Below are 23,414 nucleotides of genomic sequence, written 5' to 3' on the forward strand. Positions count from 1 at the left end.
ATGCGCAAAGGACACGCCGTGGACCTGAAGACACTTCGTACGACCGACCAGCGGTGGGAGATCGCCGTCCTGAGCGGCCCCAACACCACCAGGCAGCTCCAGCCTGCCGACGAGTTCGAGCGTGAGCTGCGGACGTGGGGCGACAGCCTCGGGATCGCGGTTCGGCACTACCAGTCCAACCACGAGGGCAAGCTGCTCGAGTACGTCCACGCGAACGCCGGCCAGGTCAACGGGTTCCTCGTGAACCCCGGCGGCCTGGTGCGCGTAGGAGAGTCCCTGCGGCACGTCCTCAAGGACGCCAAGAAGCCCGCCATCGAGCTGCACCTGAGCCAGGAGGAGCTCCGAGGCGAATCGATCTTCGCCCCCAGCGTCACCGGAATCTTCGCCGGGCCCGGCCGACACGCGGTCCTGGGAGCCCTGGTGGCCCTCTCCCTCGCGCTCGACGACCTCGACTTCCTCAACCCCGAGGGAACGAGCGAGATCAACCGCTCGCACGGCAACCCACGCTCTCTCTACGGCTGAGCCGGAGGCTTCAGATGACCAACGCAGACACCGCGGGCACCGCAGGCACCGCTGGCACCGCTGGCACCGCTGGCACCGAGGACGGCAGGCGCCTCCGTTTCGCGCTGCTCAACGGCCTGAACATGACGAATCTCGGCCGGCGCGACAGGAACATCTACGGGAGCATCGCCTCCCTCCAGGCGCTTGAGGACCTGGTCACCAAGGTCGGCGACGTCGTCGGCGCCGACGTAACCGCCTTCCACTCCAACCACGAAGGCGACCTCGTCGATTTTCTCGAGACCAACCCCGACATGGACGGCTACATCATCAACCCCGGCGGGCTGTGGGCATTCGGCGACCCGACTCGCATCGCCCTGGAGGAGACCGGCAGGCCGTTCGTCGAGGTGCACTTCGCCAATATTTTCTCGACCGGGCATCTCTCCACGTTCACCCAGTCCTGCGACGCCACCGTCATGGGTCTGCGCCACCACGGCTACATAGGAGCGGTCGTCGCACTGGCCGCTTCGGTCCGCGCGCCCGCCAGCAACTGACCACGGTTCCGCAACCCGCACAAACGGGATCGACATGCCGAACACCCCACGCCGAGACGCTCATCGTCCCGACACGGCAACCATGACGAGGAGGACGGAGATGTCCGAGCCCGACGTCGGCGCCTACAGGCGGCCCGACAACCTTTCCGAACTCCTGACCCTGCTGGACCGCCGACCGACGTCAGTGCTCGCCGGCGGCACCGACCTCGTCGTGATGCGTGCCGACGGCATGGTCGACCGCGCCCAGGACATCGTCGATATCAAGGACGTATCCGACCTGCGAGGAATCAGTCTCGACGCGGACGGCACGCTCACCATCGGCGCCGCCACCTCCTTGCAGGAGCTGGCGAAGACGACCGTCATACCGCCCAACGCGATCACCGACGGAGCCTCGCTTGTCGGCGGCTGGCAGACCCGCGCACGCGGAACGATCGGCGGCAACATCTGCCGGGCCTCACCGGCAGGCGACACCCTCCCCGGGGTTCTGGCGGCAGACGCTCAGCTGGAGCTCGCCTCCACCACCGGGACACGGCTGGTGCCAGGACACGCCTTCTTCACCGGGCCCGGCCGGACGGTCCGCAAACCCAACGAGTTGCTCACACGGATCATCGTTCCCGCGTCCCTCGGTGCCTCCGCGTATCTGCGCTTCACCTACCGTCTCGCGATGGACCTGGCCGTCGTCGGCGTGGCAGCCCATCTGGACATCGAGAACGGACGCTGCGTCGCCGCCCGCGTGGCGCTCAGCGCCGCCGCGGCCACCCCTGTGCTGGCCCCCGACGCCGCCGACGCACTCGTCGGGACCGAGCTGGACGAACCCTCCATCGAGGCCGCCGCCCGGTTGGTGCTCAACACCGCCACCCCCATCGACGACGGCCGAGGCTCACGTGCCCACCGGCGCACCGTGCTACCAGTGCTCGCCAAGCGCGCGATCGGCATCGCGTTCGAGCGGGCGCGAGGAGGACACCAACGATGACTACACGCATGACCCTGCGCGTCAACGGCGCAGACCACGACATCGCGGTCGCGCCGGACACGCTGCTCCTGGACGCCCTCCGGTACGAGTGCGGCCTCACCGGCGCGAAGCTCGGATGCGGCACCGGCGACTGCGGCGCCTGCACCGTCACCGTCGACGGCGAAGCGGTCAACAGCTGCCTCATGTACGTGCTGGAATGCGAAGGACACTCGGTAGAGACGGTCGAAGGCGTCACCGCGAGCGGAATCGGCGCGGTCGTCGCCGAGGAGTTCGTGAAGGCCGACGCCGTCCAGTGCGGCTTCTGCAGCCCCGGAATCATCATGTCGACCTGCGCGCTGCTCGCCAGAACCGAATCAGGAGCGGCTACCGACGAGGACATCAAGGAGGCGCTCGCCGGCAATCTGTGCCGCTGCACGGGCTACCTGCCGATCCTAGACGCCGTCCGGCGAGCGAGCGGGGCACCGCGATGAGCGCAGAAGAGTCCGGCCAGTACCTGAACGTCGGCAACCGGCTCGTCCGCCGAGACGCGGTCGAGCGCCTCACCGGCCACACCACCTACACCGAGGACATCCGCCTCCCGGGGATGCTCTACGGCGTCCTCGTGCCGTCGCCCGTCGCGGCCGGCCGGCTCCGGGGCATCAACGTCGACCGGGCAGTGGCGCTCGACGGCGTCGTCAGGGTGCTGACAGCGAAGGATGTGACCGACCGCTGCTACGGGAACTACGTCAAGGACCAGCCGATCTTCGCCCGTGACCGGGTCAGGTTCGTCGGCGAACCCGTCGCGATGGTCGCGGCCACGTCCCTGGCCATCGCCCGCCGAGCGGCAGGCATGGTCGAGGTCGACATCGAGGTGACCACTCCCGTCGTCGACCTCCGCGAGGCACTGACGAGCGCCGAGGTACCGGTGCACGACAGGGACACCAACGTCATCGAGGACGTCCACATCTCGCGCGGTGACGTCGACGCCGTCTTCGACACGGCACACGCCGTGGTGCACACCGAGATCGAGTCGCACCGGGCGCACCAGGCCTACCTGGAACCACGGGCCGTGACCGCCGCGCCCGCACCCTGCGGGTTCTCGCTGATCATGAGCACGCAGCAGCCGTTCGGCGTACGGGCCCAGCTCGCTGAGCTGTTCGACCTGCCCACCGGCGCGATCGAGGTGAGGGTGCCCGCCATCGGCGGCGGTTTCGGCGGCAAGCTGCACCTGCTGTTCGCGCCCCAGGCAGCCGCGATGACCCTGGCCACCGGTCGTCCCGTCCAGATCGTCTGCTCCCGCGCGGAGGACATGGTGACCGGCAACCCGCGCGAGAACTCGGTCGTGCGGATGTCCAGCGCGGTCGACGAGTCGGGCCGCATCCTGGCCCGTAGGTGCGACGTCGTGCTCGACGCCGGCGCGTACGCGATGGACACCCCCGTCCTGACCTCGATGGCCGCGTTCTACGCGACCGGCCCCTACCGCATCGACGCCCTCGACATCCGAGGACGTGCCGTCTACACCAACACCTGCCCGACCGGCTCGTTCCGCGGCCCGTCGGGCCCGCAGATGGTCTACGCCGCCGAGGCGCAGATAGAGGACATCGCCCAGCAGCTGGGGCTGGACCCAGCAGAGGTCCGACGACGCAACTTCATCGGCGAAGGCGACCGCGGCCCCACGGGCGAGCTCATCACCCTCCGCGGGACGACCGACGAGTGCCTGCGGGTCGTCGAGAGCCGCCTCCAGCGATGGCGGCAGGCCGACGTCGCCCCGGGCGACCACCGGCGACGCGGCTACGGGCTCGCCTGCGCATGGTGGTCCACCCTCGGCACGCCGTCGGCCGCGACCGTCGAACTGCACGAGGACGGCACCGCGACGCTCTCCTCGGGCGGAACCGAGATCGGGACCGGCGCCATCTCGACCGCCCTGCCGAGCATGGTCGCCGAAGAGCTCGGACTGCGGCCCGACCGCGTCATCCTGAAGTCCGGCAGCACCCGGGACTCCCCCTACGACTCAGGCTCCCGCGGCAGCCGTACCATGTTCGCCACCGGCAACGCCACAGTCCTCGCCGCCCGCGCCGTCGCCGAGCAGATCAGGAACGAAGCGTCACGACTGCTCGACGTCGACCCGGCCGACCTGGTGCTCCGCGAAGGGCGTGTCGAGGTCAAGGGCGCACCGGAGACCTGCATGACCATCGCCGAAGTGTCCGCATCCGCTCACATGCATTCCGGCCCGGTGGTCGCGACCGGTCGATACCGAGCAGAGCTTGCCCCCGTCGAAGGCTCCGACCTGCAGGGCGCCCGCTTCCTCAGACTGGGCGAGCCCACCTTCCACTGCCACGGCGTGGAGATCGCCCTGGACGAGGAGACCGGACGCGTCGACGTCCTCAACTTCATCGCCGTCCATGACGTCGGCAGGGTCGTCAACCCCGTCGGCGCACGCGGACAGGTCGAAGGAGGCGTTGTGCAGGGCATCGGCTACGCCCTGACGGAGAACCTCAGGACAAACGACCTGGGAGTCATCGTCAACGGCAACTTCCACGACTATCGGCTTCCGACCATCGCCGACGTACCGCCACACATCGAAACCGTCTTCATCGAGACCAACCACTCGCACACCGGACCGTTCGGAGCCAAGGGCCTGGGCGAGCCGCCGGTGATCCTCCCGGCGGCGGCCATCGGCTCGGCGCTCCGTGACCTCCTGGGAGTACAGCCGTACCACCTGCCCCTGGATGCGGACCGAGTCGTTCTCACGATGGCCGAGCGGGACTCTCGTCCGGCGCCGGGGCAGCCTCCGTCGACGGCGCGCCCACCGGACCCGGAGGTCGGGAAGTGAAGTGGTTCCGGAGCCTCGTGCGCTTCCTCAGCGACGCCTTCGACGGCGTCACCAAGGCATGGAGCAAGGACGACCCGTCGTCGCCGCCGAAGCCGCCGGTCACGCCCCCCTGGTGAGAGACTGACCTCTGCGTCCAACGGACTCGCCGGTGCGCTCCGGCGGCCCTCGCGCACCTTTCCGGGCCGCGCGAGGGTACTGACGACGCAAGTCGGGACCTGGACCTGGCGACCCCCGAAGTCCGCACCGGCCAGGCCCGCTGCACCGTGATCGTGGAGGCACGCACGAGGTGCCCACCAGCAGCGTGGACGACCTGGTCCGGGCCCTGGGCGGTAACACCGGGATCTCCCCAAGCGAGGTTGGCCGCATCCGCGGCGCCCTGGACACGGAACTGAGCGTAGGAGGTACGAGGTGAGCCCTCAGTCGCAGGCGGCCGTGGGTGCACGCCCACCCTCGGGCAGCCCGTCCCCCCCTTCCGGCTGCCGACACTCCCCAAGGTGCGGCAGCAGCCCGCCCCTCACCTCCACGGAGACAGGCCCCATGCTGAACATCGCGCAGACACTGCTCCGCTGGTGCCGGGACGCACGCCCCTTCGCCCTGGCCACCGTCGTCGACGTCTGCGGCAGTGCACCCTTGCCCATCGGCACAGCCGTAGCGGTGGACACGGACGGCAACGCGGTCGGCAGCATCTCCGGCGGCTGCGTCGAGGGCGCGGTCTATGACATGTGCCGGCAAGTGCTTCGTGAGGGGGGCGCCGCTCACCGTGCCTGGTTCGGGTATTCCGACGACGACGCCTTCGCGGTGGGCCTGACGTGCGGCGGCGAACTTGATGTCCTCGTCCAGGCTGTCGATCCTGCTGCGCAACCGCACATCGCCGCGGCCCTCGACGAAGTTGTGCAGGGCCTGCCCGTCGCCGTGGCCCAGGTCGTGGACGGGCCAGCCGGCCTCCTCGGGGCGACACTCAGCGTTCTCGGGGACGGCCAGGTCATCTCCGGGACGCTGCACAACGGCTCGGTGGACCCTGAGGTGGTTGACGAGGCCCTTGCCCTGCTGCGCGCGGGGCGCACCGCCCGCGTCGCGCTCGGCGGGAGCGGACAGGGCTGCCCAGGGCCACTGTCCGTCCTCGTGCACGTCCACGCGTCCCGCCCGCGCATGCTGGTCTTCGGCGCCGTGGACTTCGCCGCCGCTCTCAGCCAGGCTGGGGCCTTCGTGGGCTACCGGGTCACGGTGTGCGACGCCCGGCCCGTCTTCGCCACCCCGGCGCGCTTTCCATACGCGGACGAGGTCGTGGCCGACTGGCCCCACCGTTACCTGGAACACACCGAGGTGGACGCCCGTACCGCCGTGTGCGTCCTCACTCACGACGCAAAGTTCGACGTTCCCCTGCTACGTCTGGCGCTGAACCTGCCCGTCGGCTACATCGGCGCCATGGGATCCAGGCGTACCCACGACGAACGCCTGCGCCTGCTGCGGGAAGAAGGCGTGAGCGAAGAACAACTGGCCCGGCTGTGCTCCCCGATCGGCCTGGACCTCGGAGCGCGCACACCCGAGGAGACGGCGGTGTCCATCACCGCGGAGATCATCGCCCACATCAGCGGGGGCTCGGGGCTGCCCTTGTCCCAGGGCACGGGCCCGATCCACCGCACCGTGCCGCGGAGGCAGCCCTCCCCCGTCAGCTGACAGGTGACGAGGGCGGCACGTGCTGTTCGGCGGCCCAGGAGGCGAGGATGCGCAGCCGTTCACGGGTATGGCTTTATCGGTGCAGTTGGCCCCACCTCTTCCGGCCCGACTTGAACCCACTCGTATGTTCGGTTCCGGCCCGAAGCGGCCCCACCGGGGGACGCACAGGCACGTGGGAGCCGGGGCCAGTTCAGACCGGAACAGCAGGTGTCCGTTATTCGAACGGGGCGAATGGAAGGCGATACGACCCGGATTCGCCCCTGCCCCCCTCCCATCACGGGCAACCAGTCGGCAACTCAAGCCCAAGGCACGACTGCCCGCTCCTGCAAGCGGGCATCCTCACCACACCCCCCATCACACCTCTTACCACCCCGGGGCACTCCTGCTCGGCCGGCCGGCGGCGGACCGGCTGCGCTATCGACAGTGTCGGCACCGGGTCGAGCGAGCGTGAACGGGCCGACCTCGCCGGGCTGCTGTCCCTCGCCGCAGCCACGTCCTGCTCGTTCACCCCAGAGCCATGGATCGCGGGCACACACTCGGTACTGCCGCGCCTGGTCGGCGAGATCAAGTACATCTCCCGCACCCGGCCGACTACCTGCGCGCCCTCCTAGCACCGGCTCCGCCCGGACCTCGCACTGGAGGGGGCACCCTACGGCCTGCGGAGATCGTGTCGAGTACCCGCCGGCTTCGCCAGGCGGAAGGAAGACTTGCACCCGGCGTTTGCCCGGACAGGCGCGGTGGGCGCCTGATATCGGAGGCCGCAGCGCGGGCATCCCCGGATTGGCCATGGGTGCGGCGGAGTTCGGGATCTCGGGACCTGGTCATCGCGGAGTTGTCGATAATCCCTGCCCGGTAGGGCCCGAACGCCGACGGGCAGCCCGGATGGCAGGCAGACCGTTCGTCGGGATGGCGCTCGGCATGCGGGGCGTGACGTTCACGGACTCCTCCGGGATCAACGCCGGCCTGCCCGGCCAGCGGAAGGTCCTGCAGCCGACGCTCGTACCGGTCATGCACGCGCGCCGACACCCCGCCGCAGGACGGACATGCGCCTTCACCGCTTCGGCCGGCCAACCGCACCAACAGCCCGCACATTCCGTGCACCGCGGCGGTCACCAGTACCCCGAAGCCCTCGAACAGCACGTCCTGCCAGGAGATCTCGTCATGGCCCATGCCCTGGACGTCGACACCGGCAGCACGGTTCAGCCCGGGCCAGCAGAACATGACGGATCGTCAAAAACGCTACAGCTCGTCCTGGCGCGCCCTGGCTCACAAGCAGGAATCGAACAGCCCCTTCACCGACCGTGACGGCTCCCCGTGATCGCTGCCAGAGCCCAATTCGCGTCGCGCCACCCTGCCTCATGCCTCCCGCCTCGGGCACGAGAAGATACCGCGGGGGAAGCAGTACCTGCGTCTACTGCTTCGCCCGCAAGACGCACACCTATCTCGACCTCGACACCGGGATCGACTTCGACTCCCAGATCGTGGTCAAGGTGAACGCCCCGGAGCTGCTGCGCCGTCAACTCGGCTCACGCCGCTGGCAGGGCGAGCACATCGCGATGGGCACGAACGTGGACTGCTACCAGCGCGCCGAGGGACGGTACGGCCTGATGCCGGGCATCCTCACCGCCCTGCGCGACCACGCGAACCCGGGTGACGCCGAGGTCGGCAGCCGTCTCGGAGTGCTCCGCGTGCTGCTGCTCGGGGCTGCGCTCGGTGCCCGACTTGTCGACGCTGACGCGGAGCTACTCGCGGGCGCTGAGCGCTGCTGTGGCGGTGGTCATCGGTCCTCACCTGGGTCACTTCCTGACCCCTTCCAGGGTAGCCCTAAGAACGGGGTTTTAGCGTGTACGGCGCGATGTGGGCGGCGGCGCTGATCGCGGCGGCGTTCACGGCGCCCACGGTCCGCAAGGCGGTCGACGAGGCGCTCGCCGTGATCCCGGCGAGCAGCCGCCTCGCCCGTACCGTACGCCGTGTCGTCTCGCTCCATGCCACCCGGATGACCTGGGAGGACACGCTCACCACGGTCGCCGAGGAGACCGCCGGGCTCGGCTGGATCCACACCGTCCCGAACGCCGCCGTGCTCACCGCCGGGCTCCTGTACGGCGACGGCGACTTCACCCGCACCATCGCCCTCACCATTCGCGGCGGCCTGGACACCGACTCCAACGGGGCCACGGCCGGTTCGGTGGCGGGTGTGCTGAGCGGGGCGGAGGCGATCCCGGGCCAGTGGACCGAGCCGCTGGAGGACACGGTGCGCAGTGCGGTGTTCGGGTTCGACGGGGCGCGGATCAGCGAGCTGGCGGAGCGGACGGTGCGTTTGGCCCGGGCGGAGGCTCAGGAGGGCGGATAGGTCCGGTGGGTACGGCAGGTCCAGGGGACCTGAGGGTCCGGTTGCGGCGCGCGGGGGGGCTTGGGGCGCGCGGCTTCGGCTTCAGGGAGCGGGGCGTGTGCTTCCCTGAGCCGACCCCATGGCCGGGGCGTGTGCGCGTGGGCTGGTTACTCTTCCTGGATGACGACGCAAGACTTCGCCACGTACATCGCGGGTCTCCCCCGCGTCCTCGCCGGTGCCGCCGCCCTCTTCCGGGACGCCGAGGGCCAGGTGCTGCTCGTGGAGCCCAACTACCGTGAGGGCTGGGCGCTTCCGGGCGGCACGATCGAGTCCGACGACGGCGAGACGCCCCGCCAGGGCGCGCGCCGTGAGACGGCCGAGGAGATCGGCCTGGACGTGGAGCTGGGCCGCCTGCTCGCCGTGGACTGGGTGCACGGGACGGGGCGGCCGCCGCTCGTGGCGTATCTCTACGACGGCGGGGTCCTGGGCGAGGACGACCTCAAGGCGATCCGGTTGCAGGAGGAGGAGCTGCTGTCGTGGCGGCTCGTCCCGCGCGAGGAGATCACCGCTCATCTGCCCGGCTCCCTGGGCCGCCGGGTGCTGGCCGCCTTGGACGTCCTCGCGGACGGCGGCGGGACGGTGGAGCTGGAGAACGGTCACCGGGTGGGCTGACCTGGGGCGCGGTCAGCCCTCGACGTCCCGGGGCTTCGCGTCCACGGCGCGCAGCGCGTCGTCGCGTTCGGCGACCCGGGCCTCGGTGCGGTGGCCGCGCGCGATGTAGTCGCGGACGACGAGCTCCACGGCGTCCTGAGGGCTGCCCACCCCTGCGAGGACCATGACTTCCACGACGAGTTCGGCATCGAGCGACACGGTGACCTTGGCCATGCCGGGACGCTAGCACCCCACCGGGCCGCTCGAATATCCATTCGCCGCCCGAACGGCGCCGTCCTACCCTCGGCAGCATGACCAAGCCCCTCGTCGCCCTCCTCAGCGGCGCCGGTATCTCGACCGACTCCGGGATCCCCGACTACCGCGGTCCGAACGGGCTGTGGCGGCGCGATCCCGAGGCCGAGAAGCTCGTGACGTACGAGTACTACATGGGTGATCCGGAGATCCGGCGGCGCTCCTGGCAGATGCGGCGCAAGAACCGGACGCTGAAGGCCGAACCGAACGCGGCGCACCGGGCGGTGGCCGAACTGGAGCGGTCCGGGGTGCCGGTGCGGGTGATCACACAGAACGTGGACGGGCTGCACCAGCTCGCCGGGATGCCCGCCCGCAAGGTGCTCGAACTGCACGGCAGCGCACGCAGTGTGCTCTGCACTAAGTGCCATGCGCGCGGGCCGATGGAGGACGCCCTCGCCCGGGTGGAGGCCGGTGAGGAGGATCCGCCGTGTCTGGAGTGCGGCGGGATCCTGAAGTCGGCGACGGTGATGTTCGGCGAGCGGCTCGATCCCGTGGTGCTCGGCGAGGCCGTCGCGATCACCAAGGCCTGCCAGGTGTTCATCGCCGTCGGCAGCAGCCTCCAGGTGCAGCCCGCCGCCGGCCTCGCGGGCGTCGCCGCCGACCACGGCGCCCGGCTGGTCATCGTCAACGCCGAGCCGACACCGTACGACGACCGCGCCGACGACGTCGTACGGGAACCCATCGGCACGGCGCTGCCGAGGCTGCTGCGCGAACTGGCCGGGTAGGTCACCGGCCGGGAGGGCCGCTGTGCATGGCTGGGACCTGTCCGGCCTGATCCGCCGGCCCCGTCCTAGAACAACGCCTTTCCGCTCTCGAAGTCCAGCAGCCGCTGCTTGCGGTCCAGGCCGCCGCCGTATCCGGTGAGGCCGCCGCCCGCGCCGACGACGCGGTGGCAGGGGACGATGATGCCGATCGGGTTCTTGCCGTTGGCGAGGCCGACCGCGCGGGAGGCGCCGGAGTTGCCCAGGGTGGCGGCGAGTTGGCCGTAGGACCGGGTCTCGCCGTAGGGGATGCGGCGCAGTTGTTCCCATACGCGGCGCTGGAACGGGGTGCCGACCAGGCGCAGTTCGAGCGTGAAGTCCTTCAACTCGCCTGCGAAGTAGGCAGCGAGCTGGTCCGTCGCCTCGTCGAAGAGGGAGTCGTCGCGGGTGCCGAAGGTCTCCTCATGCGGGCGGTGGCGCTGCTCGGTCATGTAGAGGCCGCACAGGACGCCGTCCTCGGCGACGAGCGTGAGCGGGCCGTAGGGGCTGTCGATGACGGTGTGCTGTTTCACTGGCTTTCCTTAGACGGGGAGGAAGTTGATCGGGTGGCTGTCCGTCGCCCACAGGTACTGGACGGCGTACGCCCGCCAGGGGCGCCAGGCGGTCGCCCGGGCCGTGAGGGCCGCCGGGGTGGACGGGAGGCCCAGTTCCTGGGCCGCGCGGCGGATTCCGAGGTCGGTGGGGAGGAAGGCGTCGGGGTCTCCGAGGGCACGCATCGCGATGACGTCGACGGTCCAGGGGCCGAAGCCGGGGAGGGCGAGGAGGCGGGCCCGGGTCTCCGGCCAGTCGCTGTCGGGGCCCAACCGGACCTCGCCGTCGGCCAGTTGACGTACGAGCGTGGTGAACGTCGTGCGGCGGGTGCGGGGCATCGCCAGTGACTCGGGGTCCACGCGGGCCAGCGCCTCGGGCGACGGGAAGAGGTGGGTGAGACCGCCCTCGGCGTCCTCGACCCGCTCGCCGTGCGCGGTGACCAGGCGGGCCGCGTGGGTGCGGGCGGCGGCCGTGGAGACCTGCTGGCCGAGCACGGCCCGGACGGCGAACTCCGCCTCGTCGACCGTACGCGGCACCCGGCGGCCCGGCGCCTTGTCGACCAGGGGCGCGAGCAGGGGATCCGTACGCAACTGGTCGTCGATCGCCACCGGGTCGGCGTCCAGGTCGAGCATCCGGCGGCACCGGCTGATCGCTACGGTCAGATCGCGCAGGTCGCTGAGGGTGAGGCGGCAGGCGATGTGGTCGGGCTGCGGTGACAGGGACACGAGGCCGTGGCCGTAAGGCAGCCTGAGCGTGCGCCGGTAGGCGCCGTCCCGCCATTCCTCGACGCCGGGTACGGCGGTCGCGGCGAGGTGGCCGAACAGGTTGTCGGGGTTGAGGGGGGCGCGGAACGGGAGGCGCAGGGTCAGGGCGCCCGTGGTGTTCGGTGGGGTGCCCGGGGTGCTGCGGGGCGCTCGGGCGCGCAGGCCGGTCGGGGCCAGGGCGAAGACCTCGCGGACGGTGTCGTTGAAGGTGCGGATGGAGGCGAACCCGGCCGCGAAGGCGACGTCCGCCATGGGCAGGGGCGTCGTCTCGATGAGGAGTCGGGCCGCCTGGGCGCGCTGGGCGCGGGCCAGCGCGAGCGGACCGGCGCCCAGCTCGGCGAGGAGCTGGCGTTCGATCTGCCGGGTGCTGTAGCCGAGCCGGGCGGCGAGGCCGGGCACGCCCTCGCGGTCCACGACACCGTCGGCGATCAGCCGCATGGCGCGGGCCACGAGGTCGGCGCGCTGGTTCCACTCCGGGGAGCCGGGGCTGGTGTCGGGGCGGCAGCGCTTGCAGGCCCGGAACCCGGCCTGCTGGCAGGCGGCGGCGCTCGGGAGGAACCGCATGTTCTCCGGTTTGGGCGGGACCACCGGGCAGCTGGGCCGGCAGTAGATCCCCGTCGTCACGACCGCCGTGAAGAACCAGCCGTCGAAGCGGGCGTCTTTGGACTGGACGGCGCGCACGCAGCGCTCGGTGTCGGTGTGCATCCCCTTCTGCATGAGTCCAGCATCGATGACGTGGGGCGCCGAGGGCTGGCGAGAATCCGACATCAACCTCGTCTGTGCTGGGAGCCACCGGATCGCCTTTGGGAACCCCGAGCACGCCACATGAAGAATCATTCATGTGTTCGCGTACGATGAGTAAGATACCCCCATGGGTCATGGAGCCGTCACCACCGCGCAGGACGCCCCGGAGCGCGTACGTCTGGACGCGGCCAACGTGGCCAAGGTGGCCACCACCCTCCAGGCCCTCTCCACCCCCTCCCGTCTGCTGATCCTGGCGCGGCTGCGCGAGGGACCGCTGCCGGCCACGGAGCTCGCGGCCGAGGTGGGCATGGAGCAGTCCGCCTGTTCACACCAGCTGCGCCTGCTGCGCAACCTCGGCCTGGTGGTGGGCGAGCGGCGCGGCCGTTCGGTCGTGTACGCGCTGCACGACCACCATGTCGCCGAACTGCTCGATCAGGCCGTGTACCACGTGGAGCATCTGCGGTTGGGCATCAGCGACGCGGCCGAGTGAGCCCGGTCGTCACGACGCCGTCGGGCCCGCAGTCGGCCCCACGCCCCGCAACTGCTGGATCCTTCCGCCCAGTCGGGGGCGCAACTGCTCCAGCAACGCCGGTTTCGCGCTGACCACCCAGCGGGTGCCCACGAGGTACTTGCCGCCGTAGACGGCGGCCGCGTCCAGCCAGGTGAGCTTGAGCTTCTCCTGCGGGAACGTCGTGATGAGGTAGTCGCCCCTCTCGGTGTGGCAGACCCCCTCGCGCAGTTCGTCCGCCTCGGTCCGGATCTTGACCTCGCAGCCGGTCAGGTCGGCGATCACCTCGACCTTGGCCGGGGCCACGACGCCGGCCACCGTGGCGGCGACGTTCGTCGGGCTGCTCTTCGCGGCGGCCTCCTTGTCCTCGCCTCCGCCGCACGCGGTCGCCAGGAGCAGAAGGGCCAGACTTCCGGTCGCCGTCGCGGTACGGGCGCCGCGGCCGACGCGTCCTCGGTGTGACTGCACGGAGCTTCCTCGGTGTGACTGTGGCTGCACGAGAGGTGGTACGGATCAGCGCCGGGAGCCGTTCACCTCGGGGCACGTCATCGCGGTCGGCAGCCGACGGGAGCTCTGGAGGCCGGTCAGCGGACCTGCGCCGCGAACACCTCGTACGCCCGCTCGTCGAAGAGGACGAACCTGACCTCCTCGACCTCGGTCTCCGTCGACCGCACCGTATCCACGGCGATGCGCGCGGCGTCCTCCAGCGGATAGCGGTAGACGCCGGTGGAGATCGCCGGGAAGGCGACGGTGCGGGCGCCGAGTTCGTCGGCCACCCGCAGGGACTCGCGGTAGCAGGAGGCGAGGAGATCGGAGCGGTCCTCCTGCGCGGAGAAGACCGGGCCCACCGTGTGGATCACCCAGCGGGCGTCCAGTTCCCCGGCCGTCGTGGCGACCGCCTGCCCCGTCCGCAGGCCCTTGCCGTACCGGGAGGCGCGCAGCTTGCGGCATGCGTCGAGGATGGCGGGGCCGCCGCGGCGGTGGATCGCGCCGTCCACTCCTCCCCCGCCGAGGAGGGAGGAGTTCGCGGCGTTGACGATCGCGTCGGCGCTCTCCCGCGTGATGTCGCCCTGGACGAGCCTGATGGTGGTCATGGCTGCCTCTATATCAGGTCGGCCCGGCCACCACAGGTTCACTGCCAGGCGACCGGCAGCGAGCGCACCCCGTGGACCGTGCTCGTCGAGAGGGCGAGCGATTCGGGCGGGGCCGTCATACGCAGGGACGGCAGCCTGCGGAACAGGGTGGACAGCCCGATCCGGAGTTCCGTGCGGGCCAGGGACTGGCCGAGGCACTGGTGCAGCCCGTGGCCGAACGCGAGGTGGCCGCTCGCGTCACGGCGGACGTCGAGGGCGTCGGGGTCGGCGTACACGGCCGGATCACGGTTGGCGGCCTGCAGGGCGACCACCACGCCCTCGCCCGCGCGGATGCGGACGCCGGACAGGTCGACGTCCTCCGTGGCGACCCGCCGTATCCCGGAGTGGATGACGGTCAGATGGCGCAGGAGTTCCTCCACCGCCCCCGGCCACAGGGAGTCGTCGGCGCGCAGTGCCTCCAGTTGGGCCGGGTGCTGGAGCAGGGCGATGGCGGCCAGCGGGAACATGTTGGCGGTCGTCTCGTGGCCCGCCAGCAGCAGGAGGGAGACCATGCCTGTCGCCTCGTCGAGGGTGGCCTCGCCGGTCGCGACGCGTTCCGTGGCCAGACGGGAGACGAGATCGTCGGCGGGGTCCTGCGTGCGGCGCTCGATCAGGGCGCGCAGATAGCCGTAGAGCGCCATGCGGGCGGACATCGCCTCGGCCGGGTCGCCGGCGACGCTCGTGAGGGCGTTGGACTTCGCACGGAAGAAGCCGTGGTCCTCGTAGGGGACGCCGAGCAGTTCGCAGATGGCGAGGGTGGGCAGCGGCAGCGCGTACGACGCGACCAGGTCCGCCTCCGTCGCGTCGCCCTGCGTCATCGCGTCCAGCAGGTCGTCGCAGATCCGCAGGACGGCGCCGGCCATCTGCTCGATGCGCCGGAAGGTGAAGTCGGGGATCAGCATCCGGCGCAGCCGGGTGTGGTCCGGCGGGTCCATCTGGTGGAAGAGGCCGGGGGCCTGTGGGGGCGCGCCCGGGCGGGTGTGGGGGAAGTTCGGGTGGTTGGCGTCCGCGCTGAAGCGGGGGTCCGCGAGGACCGTGCGGGCGTCCTCATGGCGGGTGACCAGCCAGGGGCTGTTGTCACCCCAGATCGTCACCCGGCGGATCGGCTCCTCGGACTGCCACTTGGCGTACTCGGGGGCCGGGTCGAGCAGAGGGCGGATCGTGGGGAGCGACGGGTGGGTCGTCATGTGGCCGTTCCTTCGGTTCCTTCGGTGTTCAGGCCCGCCAGGCCCAGCAGCAGCGACTTGACCTCCGTGGCCGCGTAGGCGTCCTGGGCGCGCTCCGGCTCCGAACACAGCAGCACGGGGCCGTGGTCGGGGTCGCCGGGCAGCCGGCCGTGGCTGCCGCGGACGCCGGAGGGGTCCAGGGGGACGGTCTTGAGGCGGTAGCGGAAGCCGAGCTTCTTGCGGGCGACCTGGCCGACGGCGCGCAGCTTCACCGCGGGGACCGTCTCGTCGTAGAGGAGCTCGGCGGGGTCGTAGCCGGGCTTGCGGTGGATCTCGACCTGGCGGGCGAAGTCGGGGGCGCGTTCGTCGTCCAGCCAGTAGTAGTACGTGAACCAGGCGTCGGGGTCGGCGACGGCGACGAGCTCGCCGGAGCGCTCGTGCTCCAGGCCGTGCGCCGCCTTGCCCTCGGCGTCCAACACCCGCTCCACGCCGTCGAGTTCATCGACGATCTTCGCGACCGCCCCGGTGTCGGCCGGGTCGCGGACGTAGACGTGGGCGATCTGGTGGTCGGCGACCGCGAAGGAACGGGAGGTCCACGGGTCGAGGTACTCCATGCCGTCCTGCGTGTACACCTCCAGCAGCCCGGCCCTGCGCAGGGCGCGGTTGATGTCGACCGGGCGGGAGACGGGAGTGATGCCGTACTCGCTGAGCGCCACGACGGTCGCGCCCTCGCGCAGGAAGTGGTCGATCAGCGGGCGGAGGGCGTCGTCGAGCCGGCGGGCCGCCTCGATCGTCGCGTCCGAGTCGGGGCCGGAGCGCTGGGGCTCGTAGTCCATCTGCGGGATGTAGACGAGCGTGAGGTCGGGGCGCTTCTCGTCGAAGACCTGGCGGGCGGCGGCGAGGATCCACTGGGTGGAGGGCAGGCCGGCGTTCGGGCCCCAGTAGGTGAACAGGGGGAACGGGCCGAGCCGGTCGGTGAGTTCGTCGTGCAGGGCCGGCGGCCAGGTGTAGCAGTCGGGTTCCTTGCGGCCGTCGGAGTAGTAGACGGGGCGCGGGGTGACCGTCCAGTCGACGTCGGCGCCCATCGCGTACCACCAGCAGATGTTGGCGACCTTGTAGTCGGGGTTCGACCTGCGGGCCGTCTGCCAGATCTTCTCACCGCCGACGAGCGCGTTGTGCTGGCGCCAGAGCATGACCTCGCCGAGGTCGCGGAAGTACCAGCCGTTGGCCACCGCGCCGTGCGTGGACGGGGGTTCGCCGGTGAGGAGGGTGGACTGGACGGTGCAGGTGACGGCGGGCAGCACGGTGTCGAGGCGGGCCTGGAAGCCGCGTTCGCCGAGGGCTGCGACGGCCGGCATGTGCTTGAGCAGGTTGGGGGTGAGGCCGACGATGTCGAGGACGACAACGCGGTTCGCCGGGTGGTCGGTCGTCATGACGGGTCCTCCTTGAGGCCGAGGCCGGTCAACCGGTCGCGGGCCCAGGCGAGTTCGGCGGCGATGCCGCCGGGCAGGTCGGCGGGCGGTTCGGGCAGGACGGACCAGGTGTAGGTCTCGACCTCGATGTGGTCGCAGGCGGCCGAGGTGCCGCCCAGCAGCCCGGTGAGGACCTGGTCGAGCTGGTCGGCCGTCGTACGCAGCGGGGCTTCGGGCTCGGTGTGCAGCGGGGCGTGGAAGTGGACGCGCCAGGGGCCGCCGCCGGCGGGAAGCTCGCCGTCCAAGGCCTCCGGGAGGTCGTCCACGCCGACGACCTCACCGTCGCTCGTGGTCCGGGTCTGGTGCAGGAACCGGGGTTCGGCGAGCCGGCGCAGGGCCGCACGGGCGGCGGGGTCGGCCGGGTCGGCGGCTTCCACGGCGCAGGACGCCTGGAGCTTGACGACGGGCATCCCGGCTTCCGCGAGCCGGCGCAGGGCCTCGCCCGGTTGCTCGAACTGCACGGCGAGATGGCAGGCGTCCAGGCAGATGCCGAGCCGGTCGGGGTCGAGTCCGCCGAGTTCCCGTACCGCCTGGGTGGTGGTCTCGACGACGCAGCCGGGTTCCGGTTCGAAGCCGACGCGGATACGGCGGCCCGTCCACGCCTCCAGCGCGGCGAGCCCCGTGGTCAGCCGGCCCAGGGCGTGCCGGGCCTCCTCGGCGCAGGCGGGCGTCCACGGGGTGCGCCAGGCCAGCGGGAGGGTGGAGACGCTGCCGTGGTCGACGTCGTCCGGGAGGAGCGCGGCGAGGACGCGGGCGCAGTCCAGGGTGTACTTCAGCCGGGCCTCGTCGGCCCAGTCGGGCAGGTACACGTCCTTCTTGACGACCTCGCGGTGGAACCCCGCGTACGGGAAGGCGTTGAGGGTGACGGTCTCCAGCCCGCGCGCCCGCAGCTCGCGCTGCAGGCGTGCCAACGCCCGCTCGTCGTCGGCGAGTTCGCCGACCACGCCCCGGGCCAGCCACAGCCCGATGCCGAGCCGGTCGAGGCCGAGGTGTTCGCGCACCGGCTCGGCGTACGTGGCGAGTTGGGCGATGACGCCCTCCAGGTCCTCGGCCTGGTGGACGTTGCTGCAATACCCGAGGTGGACGGTCGTACCGTCCGGATGCAGAAAGCGCATGGGACGATCACGCTCCCCCGCGGCGTATGGAGTTGCCCTGGAAGGTGGCCTCCTCGTCCGGCTTGGGCTCGTCCAGCTCCAGCCGCCCGCTCTGGCCGTAGAAGGCGACGGGGTTGCGCCAGAGCACCTTGTCGACGTCGTCCTCGTCGAACCCGGCGGCGAGCATGGCGTCGGCCGTCCTGCGGGTCTTGAGCGGATCCGAACGCCCCCAGTCCGCGGCGGAGTTCACGAGCACGCGTTCCCTCCCGTGCTCCTTGAGGATCTCCACCATCCGGTCCTCGCTCATCTTGGTCTTCGGGTAGATCGAGAACCCGGCCCAGCAGCCGCTGTCGAGGACCATCCCGACGGTGAGCTCGTTGAGGTGGTCGAGGACGACGAGCTCGGGGGCGATGCCCGACTCCTTCACGACGTCCAGGGTGCGCCGGGTGCCGGCCGCCTTGTCGCGGTGCGGGGTGTGCACGAGTGCGGGCAGCTCGTGCTCGACGGCGAGCTGGAGCTGGCGGGCGAGGGCCTCGTCCTCCTCCGGCGTCATCGAGTCGTAGCCGATCTCGCCGACGGCGACGACCCGGTCCTTGGCGAGATAGCGGTCCAGTTCGTCGAGGACCGGCACGCAGCGGGGGTCGTTCGCCTCCTTCGGGTTGAGCGCGATCGTGCAGAAGTGCTGGATGCCGAACTGGGCGGCGCGGTACGGCTCCCAGCCGAGCAGCCCGTCGAAGTAGTCGTAGAAGCTCTCCGGCGAGGTGCGGGGCTGGCCGAGCCAGAAGGCGGGCTCCACGACAGCGCGCACCCCGGCGGCGTACATCGCCTCGTAGTCGTCGGTCGTGCGGGAGGTCATGTGGATATGGGGGTCGAAGATGCGCACGGTCAGCCCTCTTCCTTGAGTACGTCCGTGAGTCGGTCCGTGGGTCGGTCCATGAGTGCCTGCTTGAGTTCCGCGCCGATGACGTCCGGGAAGGCGTGGACGACGGGCACGATGTCCTGGGGTACGTCCCGTCCCGCGACGATCCGCTCGTGGGCGAAGTCGGCGAGCATCCGGGCCAGTTCGCGGTCGGCACGGCGGTCGAGGCCGGTGATCCGGTCGAGCGGGATCTCGCAGAACACGCACTTCAGTACGGCCTGGCGGAACTCTGCGTCCGGGAGGTGCGCGGCGGCGTACGGGCCGAGGGCGGCCTCGATCAGGGTGGTGTCGTTGCCGCGCAGGGTTTCCCGTACGAGGGGCAGGGCGAGGTCGCCGAGGTCGAGCAGCGGCAGGGTGCGCAGGACGGCGCGCTGTTCGGCCGGGTCGCCGTGCCGGTGCAGACGGGTCACCTCGTCGGCGAGGGCCTGGCCGCGCAGGGGCAGAGCGGTGAGCAGGACGGCCCGGGCGGCCTCGTCGACGGTCCAGTGGTCGTCGACGCGGCCGTGTCCGCAGCGCCTTCGGACGGCGGGGAAGAGCCTTTGCACGGCGGCGGGTTCGGCCGTCACCTTGACGACGCAGTCGTCCAGCCAGGCGCGGGCGGTGGGATCCAGTACGGCGATCAGGGCGGGGTGGGGGTTCGGCGGGGCCGAGGCGGAGGCGGTCGTGACAGCCATGGAGGAACACCTTCTGCGAGGTGGGAGGGGTGGGGCCAGAAGGGGTGGGCGGGCAGGGGTGCGCCTAGCCGATCGCGCGCAGGAACTCGATCGAGCGGCGGGCGACGTCGGGCGCGTCGAGCGAGCCGCCCTGGATCTCCACGGAGATCAGACCGCGGTGGTTCATCGCGCGCAGGGCGTCCAGGACGGGCGGGAAGTCGATCTCACCGGCGCCGAGTTCGAGGTGCTGGTGGATGCCGCGCCGCATGTCCTCGATCTGCACGTTGCGCAGAAGAGGCGCCGCGTCGTGCACGCAGTCGAGCACGGAACGGTTCTCCACGCAGTGCGCGTGGCCGATGTCCAGGGTGATCCCGAACAGCTCGTGTCCGCCGATCAGTTGGGCGAGGTGCAGGCAGCGTTCCACGGTGTCGACGAACATGTACGGCTCCGGCTCGAAGGCCAGCGCCACCCCGTACGTCTCCGCCGCCTCCAGCACGGTCTCGACACCGGCCGCGAGCCGCTTCCACGCGTCCCGCTCCGGCAGCCCGTCCGGCGCCGGGCCGCTGCACAGATGCACGGTGGGCGACCCGAGGTCGGCCGCGATACGCAGGGCGCGCCGCAGCAGGTCGACCCTCGGCTCGGAGCCGTCGGACATCAGCGTGGGCAGGTGCTTGCCCCAGGGGTCGAGGAAGTACGGCGCCCCGGTCTCCACCGTCACGTCCAGCCCGTGCCGCCCGAGTTGCCGCGCGAGGTCGCTGACGCGTCGGGGCAGGTCGTCGGCGTACGGGTCGAGATGGCCGTGGTCGAGGGTCAGCGCGACGCCGTCGTAGCCGAGGTCGGCGAGGACGACGAGGACGTCGGAGAGCCGGTGGTGCGTGAAGCCGTTGGTGCCGTAGCCGAACTTGAGGGGAGTGGAGGGGGAGGTGGGCGGAGTCGTGGGGGGAGTCGTGGGGGGAGTCGTGGGGGGAGTCGTGGGGGGAGTCGTGGGGGGAGGTCTCATGGTGCGGGTTCCTCACACGGAGCGTGTGGCGGGTCTCAGGTGGGCGATATGCGCCGGGCGAGCCGGCGTGCGAGGGGATGGATCACACCGAGCGCCGCGGCGACACCCGGCGCCCCACCGCGCGCGGTCAGCGCGGCCTGCAAGGGCATCAGCCCCAGAATCCCGGCCCCGACGGCCCCCCGCACGTTCTCCCCCGACGGCTCCCGCACAGCACGGACTTGGGCGGCCCCATAGGTCCCGAGATAGGCAAGGGCACCACCAACGGTGACGGCGGCCCGCAGCTTCTTGGAAGTCACGGCGCCGGCAACCCCCTCAAGGGGCGCGGGGCTGTGCCGAACAGCGGCTCCGCCGCGGGGCGCGACAAGCCCCAACGGCGCCGCAGCCGCTCGACAACCCTTGGCAGCACCCCCTGAGGCGCCCCGCTCGACCGGAGCGGCCCCCGCAGCCAGGGCCGTCACCGCAGACACCGCAAGCGTCGCCGAAGGCACCCGCACAGGTGCCCCACCGACCTCATACCGGCTCAGCGCCATCAACGTCCCGGTATGCACCCCGACCAGCCCCGCAGGCACCGCGGCCCGCCGCAGCGCACCCCCGACCGACTCCGCCCCGCCCCCGGCCGCGACCGCTCCGGCCAGAACGTCCAGAACCCGAGCCCCAGCCATGGCGAAGCCCCCCGCCGGGGTGGACTTCAGCTTCAGGTCGTACGCCCACACCAGCCCCGCCAGCGGAAGCGCGACACCCACACTGCGCCGACCCCCCGCCGCGGCGGCGAGACCGAGCCCTGCCGCCGTGAGTGTTCCGGCCACGGCGAGCGCGGTACGCCGTGGTATCCGCCCCGACGGCACAGGTCGCCCCGGCCGCTCGACGGAGTCCACCGCAGCGTCGGCGTAGTCGTTCAGGGCCATGCCGGCCCAGTACAGGCAGACGGAGGAACCGATCACTCCGAAGGTACGGGCGCCCAGCGGGCGTCCGGCGGCGGCCGCTCCCGCGATCACGTCGCCGGGCACACTCAGCGCGGCCGGAGCTCTGACGAGCTCGGCGAGGTCACTGAGGCGCACGCCAGACCGGGATCCGCAGCGGGCAACCGCTTTCCGATCTTTCATGCGCCGCACCCTACTCGCGGCTGTTGACCATTCAGATACCTACCCCCCGGTAAGCGGAGTGACAAAGTAGACAGAGAATCTTTCTTACCCTGGTACCCGAACACCCGGTAAACGTGGGCCGTTTGAGCAGTTCGACGCGCCCCGCCGAGCGGCCTCATGCTTCCCGCCGAACAGCCGCGCACTCCCCGCCGAGCAGCGTCGCTCTCCCCGCCGAGCAGCTCACGGCTCCTGCCTCAGCCGCCGCCACACCGCCTTGGCCGCGTTGTGCCCCGACATCCCGTGCACGCCCGGTCCGGGCGGGGTGGCCGACGAGCAGATGTAGACGGCCGGGTGCGGGGTGCCGTAGGGGAAGAGCGACAGCTTGGGCCGGAGCAGCAGTTGAAGCCCGGAGGCCGCGCCGGAGGCGATGTCACCGCCGACGTAGTTGGCGTTGCGGGCGGCGAGTTCGGGCGGGCCGGCGGTCGCGCGGGCGAGGACGCGGTCGCGGAACCCCGGGGCGAAGCGCTCCAGTTGGCGTTCCAGGGCGTCGGTGAGGTCTCCGGTCCAGCCGTTGGGCACATGGCCGTACGCCCAGAAGACATGCCCCCCCTCGGGGGCCCGGGTGGGGTCGACCACGCTGGGCTGCACCGTGATCATGAACGGCTTGTCGGGCGCCCGGCCCTCCCGGGACGCGGCCCGCAGCGCGGCGCCGATCTCCGCGCTGTTACCGCCGACCTGCACGGTGCCGGCCCGCCGCGCCTCCGGCGAGGTCCACGGCACGGGGCCGTCCAGCGCGTAGTCGATCTTGAAGGCGGCGGCGCCGTAGCGGTAGTTCTCGTAGTAGCGGCCGAAGCCGGCGATGCGGGCCAGCGCGGTGGGTGAGGTGTCGAAGACGTACGCGCGGGCGGGCGGCAGGTCGTCGAGCCGCTTGACCTCGTAGTCGGTGTGGACGGTGCCGCCGAGGTCCTTCAGGTAGGCGGTGAGGGCGTCGGAGATGGACTGGGAGCCGCCGCGGGCCACGGGCCAGCCCCGGGCGTGCGCGGCCAGGGCGAAGACCAGGCCGATGGCACTGGTGGCGAGACCACCCAGCGGGGCGATGACGTGCGCGACGAGGCCGGCGAACAGCGTCCTGGCCCGCTCGTCGCGGAAGCGGCGCGTCAGCCAGGTCGACGGGGGCAGTCCGACGAGGCCGAACCTGGCGAGGGTGACCGGGTCCCGGGGGAGGGCGGTGAGGGGCAGGGACATGAAGTCACGGGCCAGGGTGTCCCACTTGGCGAGGAACGGCTCGACCAGCCTGCGGTACGTGCCCGCGTCGCGCGGACCGAACGACGCGGCGGTCTCGGCGACGGACCGGGAGAGCACTGCGGCGCTGCCGTCGGTGAAGGGATGCGCCATGGGCAGGTCGGCGTGCAGCCACTCCAGGCCGTAGCGGTCGAGTGGCATGGTCCGGAACACGGGCGAGTTGATGCCCAGGGGATGCGCGGCGGAGCACGGGTCGTGCCGGAAGCCGGGCAGGGTCAGCTCCTCGGTGCGGGCTCCGCCGCCGACGGTGTCCCGCGCCTCGAACACGGCCACGGAGAAGCCGCGGCGGGCCAGCTCCACGGCAGCGGTCAGTCCGTTCGGCCCCGCACCCACCACGACCGCATCGAGCATCGACGGCACCTTCGGACTCCTTCGTCAGCCGATGGCCATTGAAGGATCAGGATATGCCGCGGCACTGACAGCGCAGGGGTGCGGTGCCGCACCCGGGGGACGCGGGGCCGTGTCGGTACGGGGCCGGG

Annotated in this window: 23 protein-coding genes and 3 pseudogenes; 12 read left to right on the forward strand and 14 right to left on the reverse strand. The window is 71.3% G+C overall.

Annotated features, from left to right (window positions below; all coding sequences use genetic code 11):
- The 7 genes and pseudogenes from ACZ4UU_RS32035 to ACZ4UU_RS32065 all read left to right on the forward strand — a co-directional run bounded on the left by ACZ4UU_RS32035 (window position 1) and on the right by ACZ4UU_RS32065 (window position 6,514).
- On the forward strand, window positions 1-522 hold the full coding sequence (locus ACZ4UU_RS32035; RefSeq protein WP_078916167.1) for a type II 3-dehydroquinate dehydratase: 522 nt from the start codon (window positions 1-3) through the stop codon (window positions 520-522).
- 14 nt (window positions 523-536) lie between these two features.
- Window positions 537-1,052 (forward strand): type II 3-dehydroquinate dehydratase, encoded by a 516-nt coding sequence (locus tag ACZ4UU_RS32040; RefSeq protein ID WP_471906883.1) that lies wholly within the window; start codon window positions 537-539, stop codon window positions 1,050-1,052.
- A 100-nt stretch (window positions 1,053-1,152) separates the two neighbouring features.
- Window positions 1,153-2,025, forward strand: coding sequence for an FAD binding domain-containing protein (locus ACZ4UU_RS32045; RefSeq protein ID WP_471906884.1), 873 nt, complete (start codon window positions 1,153-1,155; stop codon window positions 2,023-2,025).
- The gene (locus ACZ4UU_RS32050) at window positions 2,022-2,495 is read left to right on the forward strand and encodes a (2Fe-2S)-binding protein (RefSeq protein WP_471906885.1); all 474 of its coding nucleotides are present in this window, start codon (window positions 2,022-2,024) and stop codon (window positions 2,493-2,495) included. The genes ACZ4UU_RS32045 and ACZ4UU_RS32050 overlap by 4 nt, the downstream gene beginning before the upstream one ends.
- Window positions 2,492-4,837, forward strand: a complete 2,346-nt coding sequence (locus tag ACZ4UU_RS32055; protein ID WP_471906886.1) for a xanthine dehydrogenase family protein molybdopterin-binding subunit — start codon at window positions 2,492-2,494, stop codon at window positions 4,835-4,837. Before ACZ4UU_RS32050 ends, ACZ4UU_RS32055 begins: the two co-directional genes overlap by 4 nt.
- Before the next feature lie 183 nt (window positions 4,838-5,020).
- Window positions 5,021-5,231: pseudogene (locus tag ACZ4UU_RS32060) on the forward strand (IS256 family transposase); the annotation flags it as partial.
- A gap of 143 nt (window positions 5,232-5,374) precedes the next feature.
- Window positions 5,375-6,514: an XdhC family protein gene (locus tag ACZ4UU_RS32065; protein WP_471906887.1), complete on the forward strand. Its 1,140-nt coding sequence runs from the start codon at window positions 5,375-5,377 to the stop codon at window positions 6,512-6,514.
- A gap of 591 nt (window positions 6,515-7,105) precedes the next feature.
- Here ACZ4UU_RS32065 and ACZ4UU_RS32070 read toward each other — a convergent pair.
- Window positions 7,106-7,735 (reverse strand): transposase family protein, encoded by a 630-nt coding sequence (locus ACZ4UU_RS32070; RefSeq protein WP_471906888.1) that lies wholly within the window; start codon window positions 7,733-7,735, stop codon window positions 7,106-7,108.
- Window positions 7,736-7,893: 158 nt separating this feature from the next.
- Between ACZ4UU_RS32070 and ACZ4UU_RS32075 the strand changes: the two are divergent.
- The 3 genes and pseudogenes from ACZ4UU_RS32075 to ACZ4UU_RS32085 all read left to right on the forward strand — a co-directional run.
- Window positions 7,894-8,163, forward strand: a pseudogene (locus tag ACZ4UU_RS32075) (Rv2578c family radical SAM protein); the annotation flags it as partial.
- 185 nt (window positions 8,164-8,348) lie between these two features.
- A pseudogene (locus ACZ4UU_RS32080) lies at window positions 8,349-8,864 on the forward strand (ADP-ribosylglycohydrolase family protein); the annotation flags it as partial.
- A 159-nt stretch (window positions 8,865-9,023) separates the two neighbouring features.
- Window positions 9,024-9,515, forward strand: a complete 492-nt coding sequence (locus ACZ4UU_RS32085; protein WP_471906889.1) for an NUDIX domain-containing protein — start codon at window positions 9,024-9,026, stop codon at window positions 9,513-9,515.
- A 12-nt stretch (window positions 9,516-9,527) separates the two neighbouring features.
- Here ACZ4UU_RS32085 and ACZ4UU_RS32090 read toward each other — a convergent pair whose 3' ends face one another.
- Complete coding sequence (locus tag ACZ4UU_RS32090) at window positions 9,528-9,728, reverse strand: type II toxin-antitoxin system VapB family antitoxin (RefSeq protein WP_471906890.1); 201 nt, start codon at window positions 9,726-9,728, stop codon at window positions 9,528-9,530.
- Between the two features lie 77 nt (window positions 9,729-9,805).
- Here ACZ4UU_RS32090 and ACZ4UU_RS32095 point away from each other — a divergent pair, with 77 nt between their 5' ends.
- Window positions 9,806-10,531, forward strand: coding sequence for an SIR2 family NAD-dependent protein deacylase (locus ACZ4UU_RS32095; RefSeq protein ID WP_471906891.1), 726 nt, complete (start codon window positions 9,806-9,808; stop codon window positions 10,529-10,531).
- Window positions 10,532-10,596: 65 nt separating this feature from the next.
- Here ACZ4UU_RS32095 and ACZ4UU_RS32100 read toward each other — a convergent pair whose 3' ends face one another.
- Complete coding sequence (locus tag ACZ4UU_RS32100) at window positions 10,597-11,079, reverse strand: methylated-DNA--[protein]-cysteine S-methyltransferase (RefSeq protein ID WP_471906892.1); 483 nt, start codon at window positions 11,077-11,079, stop codon at window positions 10,597-10,599.
- 9 nt (window positions 11,080-11,088) lie between these two features.
- The gene (locus ACZ4UU_RS32105; RefSeq protein WP_471907090.1) at window positions 11,089-12,567 is read right to left on the reverse strand and encodes an AlkA N-terminal domain-containing protein; all 1,479 of its coding nucleotides are present in this window, start codon (window positions 12,565-12,567) and stop codon (window positions 11,089-11,091) included.
- A gap of 166 nt (window positions 12,568-12,733) precedes the next feature.
- Between ACZ4UU_RS32105 and ACZ4UU_RS32110 the strand changes: the two genes are divergently transcribed.
- Complete coding sequence (locus ACZ4UU_RS32110; protein ID WP_217212654.1) at window positions 12,734-13,096, forward strand: ArsR/SmtB family transcription factor; 363 nt, start codon at window positions 12,734-12,736, stop codon at window positions 13,094-13,096.
- A gap of 9 nt (window positions 13,097-13,105) precedes the next feature.
- Here the strand turns inward: ACZ4UU_RS32110 and ACZ4UU_RS32115 are convergent, their stop codons facing one another.
- From ACZ4UU_RS32115 to ACZ4UU_RS32160, 10 genes are all read right to left on the reverse strand, one after another.
- Complete coding sequence (locus tag ACZ4UU_RS32115) at window positions 13,106-13,582, reverse strand: hypothetical protein (RefSeq protein WP_471906893.1); 477 nt, start codon at window positions 13,580-13,582, stop codon at window positions 13,106-13,108.
- A 116-nt stretch (window positions 13,583-13,698) separates the two neighbouring features.
- Complete coding sequence (locus ACZ4UU_RS32120) at window positions 13,699-14,208, reverse strand: O-acetyl-ADP-ribose deacetylase (RefSeq protein ID WP_471906894.1); 510 nt, start codon at window positions 14,206-14,208, stop codon at window positions 13,699-13,701.
- A 38-nt stretch (window positions 14,209-14,246) separates the two neighbouring features.
- Window positions 14,247-15,434, reverse strand: a complete 1,188-nt coding sequence (locus ACZ4UU_RS32125; RefSeq protein WP_471906895.1) for a cytochrome P450 — start codon at window positions 15,432-15,434, stop codon at window positions 14,247-14,249.
- Window positions 15,431-16,846 carry an alkaline phosphatase family protein gene (locus tag ACZ4UU_RS32130; RefSeq protein ID WP_471906896.1) on the reverse strand — a complete coding sequence of 472 codons (1,416 nt, stop codon included), beginning with the start codon at window positions 16,844-16,846 and terminating at the stop codon, window positions 15,431-15,433. Before ACZ4UU_RS32130 ends, ACZ4UU_RS32125 begins: the two co-directional genes overlap by 4 nt.
- A complete protein-coding gene (gene eboE, locus ACZ4UU_RS32135; protein ID WP_471906897.1) occupies window positions 16,843-18,000 on the reverse strand; it encodes a metabolite traffic protein EboE in 1,158 nt (385 codons plus the stop codon). The genes ACZ4UU_RS32130 and eboE overlap by 4 nt, the downstream gene beginning before the upstream one ends.
- Before the next feature lie 7 nt (window positions 18,001-18,007).
- Window positions 18,008-18,862, reverse strand: a complete 855-nt coding sequence (locus tag ACZ4UU_RS32140; protein ID WP_471906898.1) for a TatD family hydrolase — start codon at window positions 18,860-18,862, stop codon at window positions 18,008-18,010.
- 2 nt (window positions 18,863-18,864) lie between these two features.
- The gene (locus ACZ4UU_RS32145; RefSeq protein WP_471906899.1) at window positions 18,865-19,572 is read right to left on the reverse strand and encodes an EboA domain-containing protein; all 708 of its coding nucleotides are present in this window, start codon (window positions 19,570-19,572) and stop codon (window positions 18,865-18,867) included.
- Between the two features lie 64 nt (window positions 19,573-19,636).
- The gene (locus tag ACZ4UU_RS32150; protein WP_471906900.1) at window positions 19,637-20,551 is read right to left on the reverse strand and encodes a sugar phosphate isomerase/epimerase family protein; all 915 of its coding nucleotides are present in this window, start codon (window positions 20,549-20,551) and stop codon (window positions 19,637-19,639) included.
- 35 nt (window positions 20,552-20,586) lie between these two features.
- A complete protein-coding gene (locus ACZ4UU_RS32155) occupies window positions 20,587-21,609 on the reverse strand; it encodes an SCO3242 family prenyltransferase (protein ID WP_471906901.1) in 1,023 nt (340 codons plus the stop codon).
- A gap of 264 nt (window positions 21,610-21,873) precedes the next feature.
- On the reverse strand, window positions 21,874-23,286 hold the full coding sequence (locus ACZ4UU_RS32160) for a phytoene desaturase family protein (protein ID WP_471906902.1): 1,413 nt from the start codon (window positions 23,284-23,286) through the stop codon (window positions 21,874-21,876).
- Window positions 23,287-23,414: the final 128 nt, after the last annotated feature.

Source organism: Streptomyces sp. NPDC028907, assembly GCF_055564995.1.

Coding starts and splice junctions, on each gene's coding strand:
- ACZ4UU_RS32035 (WP_078916167.1), top strand. CDS start 1: ATGCGCAAAGGACACGCCGTGGACCTGAAGACACTTCGTACGACCGAC.
- ACZ4UU_RS32040 (WP_471906883.1), top strand. CDS start 537: ATGACCAACGCAGACACCGCGGGCACCGCAGGCACCGCTGGCACCGCT.
- ACZ4UU_RS32045 (WP_471906884.1), top strand. CDS start 1,153: ATGTCCGAGCCCGACGTCGGCGCCTACAGGCGGCCCGACAACCTTTCC.
- ACZ4UU_RS32050 (WP_471906885.1), top strand. CDS start 2,022: ATGACTACACGCATGACCCTGCGCGTCAACGGCGCAGACCACGACATC.
- ACZ4UU_RS32055 (WP_471906886.1), top strand. CDS start 2,492: ATGAGCGCAGAAGAGTCCGGCCAGTACCTGAACGTCGGCAACCGGCTC.
- ACZ4UU_RS32065 (WP_471906887.1), top strand. CDS start 5,375: ATGCTGAACATCGCGCAGACACTGCTCCGCTGGTGCCGGGACGCACGC.
- ACZ4UU_RS32070 (WP_471906888.1), bottom strand. CDS start 7,735: ATGTTCTGCTGGCCCGGGCTGAACCGTGCTGCCGGTGTCGACGTCCAG.
- ACZ4UU_RS32085 (WP_471906889.1), top strand. CDS start 9,024: ATGACGACGCAAGACTTCGCCACGTACATCGCGGGTCTCCCCCGCGTC.
- ACZ4UU_RS32090 (WP_471906890.1), bottom strand. CDS start 9,728: ATGGCCAAGGTCACCGTGTCGCTCGATGCCGAACTCGTCGTGGAAGTC.
- ACZ4UU_RS32095 (WP_471906891.1), top strand. CDS start 9,806: ATGACCAAGCCCCTCGTCGCCCTCCTCAGCGGCGCCGGTATCTCGACC.
- ACZ4UU_RS32105 (WP_471907090.1), bottom strand. CDS start 12,567: ATGCACACCGACACCGAGCGCTGCGTGCGCGCCGTCCAGTCCAAAGAC.
- ACZ4UU_RS32110 (WP_217212654.1), top strand. CDS start 12,734: ATGGGTCATGGAGCCGTCACCACCGCGCAGGACGCCCCGGAGCGCGTA.
- ACZ4UU_RS32120 (WP_471906894.1), bottom strand. CDS start 14,208: ATGACCACCATCAGGCTCGTCCAGGGCGACATCACGCGGGAGAGCGCC.
- ACZ4UU_RS32125 (WP_471906895.1), bottom strand. CDS start 15,434: ATGACGACCCACCCGTCGCTCCCCACGATCCGCCCTCTGCTCGACCCG.
- ACZ4UU_RS32130 (WP_471906896.1), bottom strand. CDS start 16,846: ATGACGACCGACCACCCGGCGAACCGCGTTGTCGTCCTCGACATCGTC.
- eboE (WP_471906897.1), bottom strand. CDS start 18,000: ATGCGCTTTCTGCATCCGGACGGTACGACCGTCCACCTCGGGTATTGC.
- ACZ4UU_RS32145 (WP_471906899.1), bottom strand. CDS start 19,572: ATGGCTGTCACGACCGCCTCCGCCTCGGCCCCGCCGAACCCCCACCCC.
- ACZ4UU_RS32150 (WP_471906900.1), bottom strand. CDS start 20,551: ATGAGACCTCCCCCCACGACTCCCCCCACGACTCCCCCCACGACTCCC.
- ACZ4UU_RS32160 (WP_471906902.1), bottom strand. CDS start 23,286: ATGCTCGATGCGGTCGTGGTGGGTGCGGGGCCGAACGGACTGACCGCT.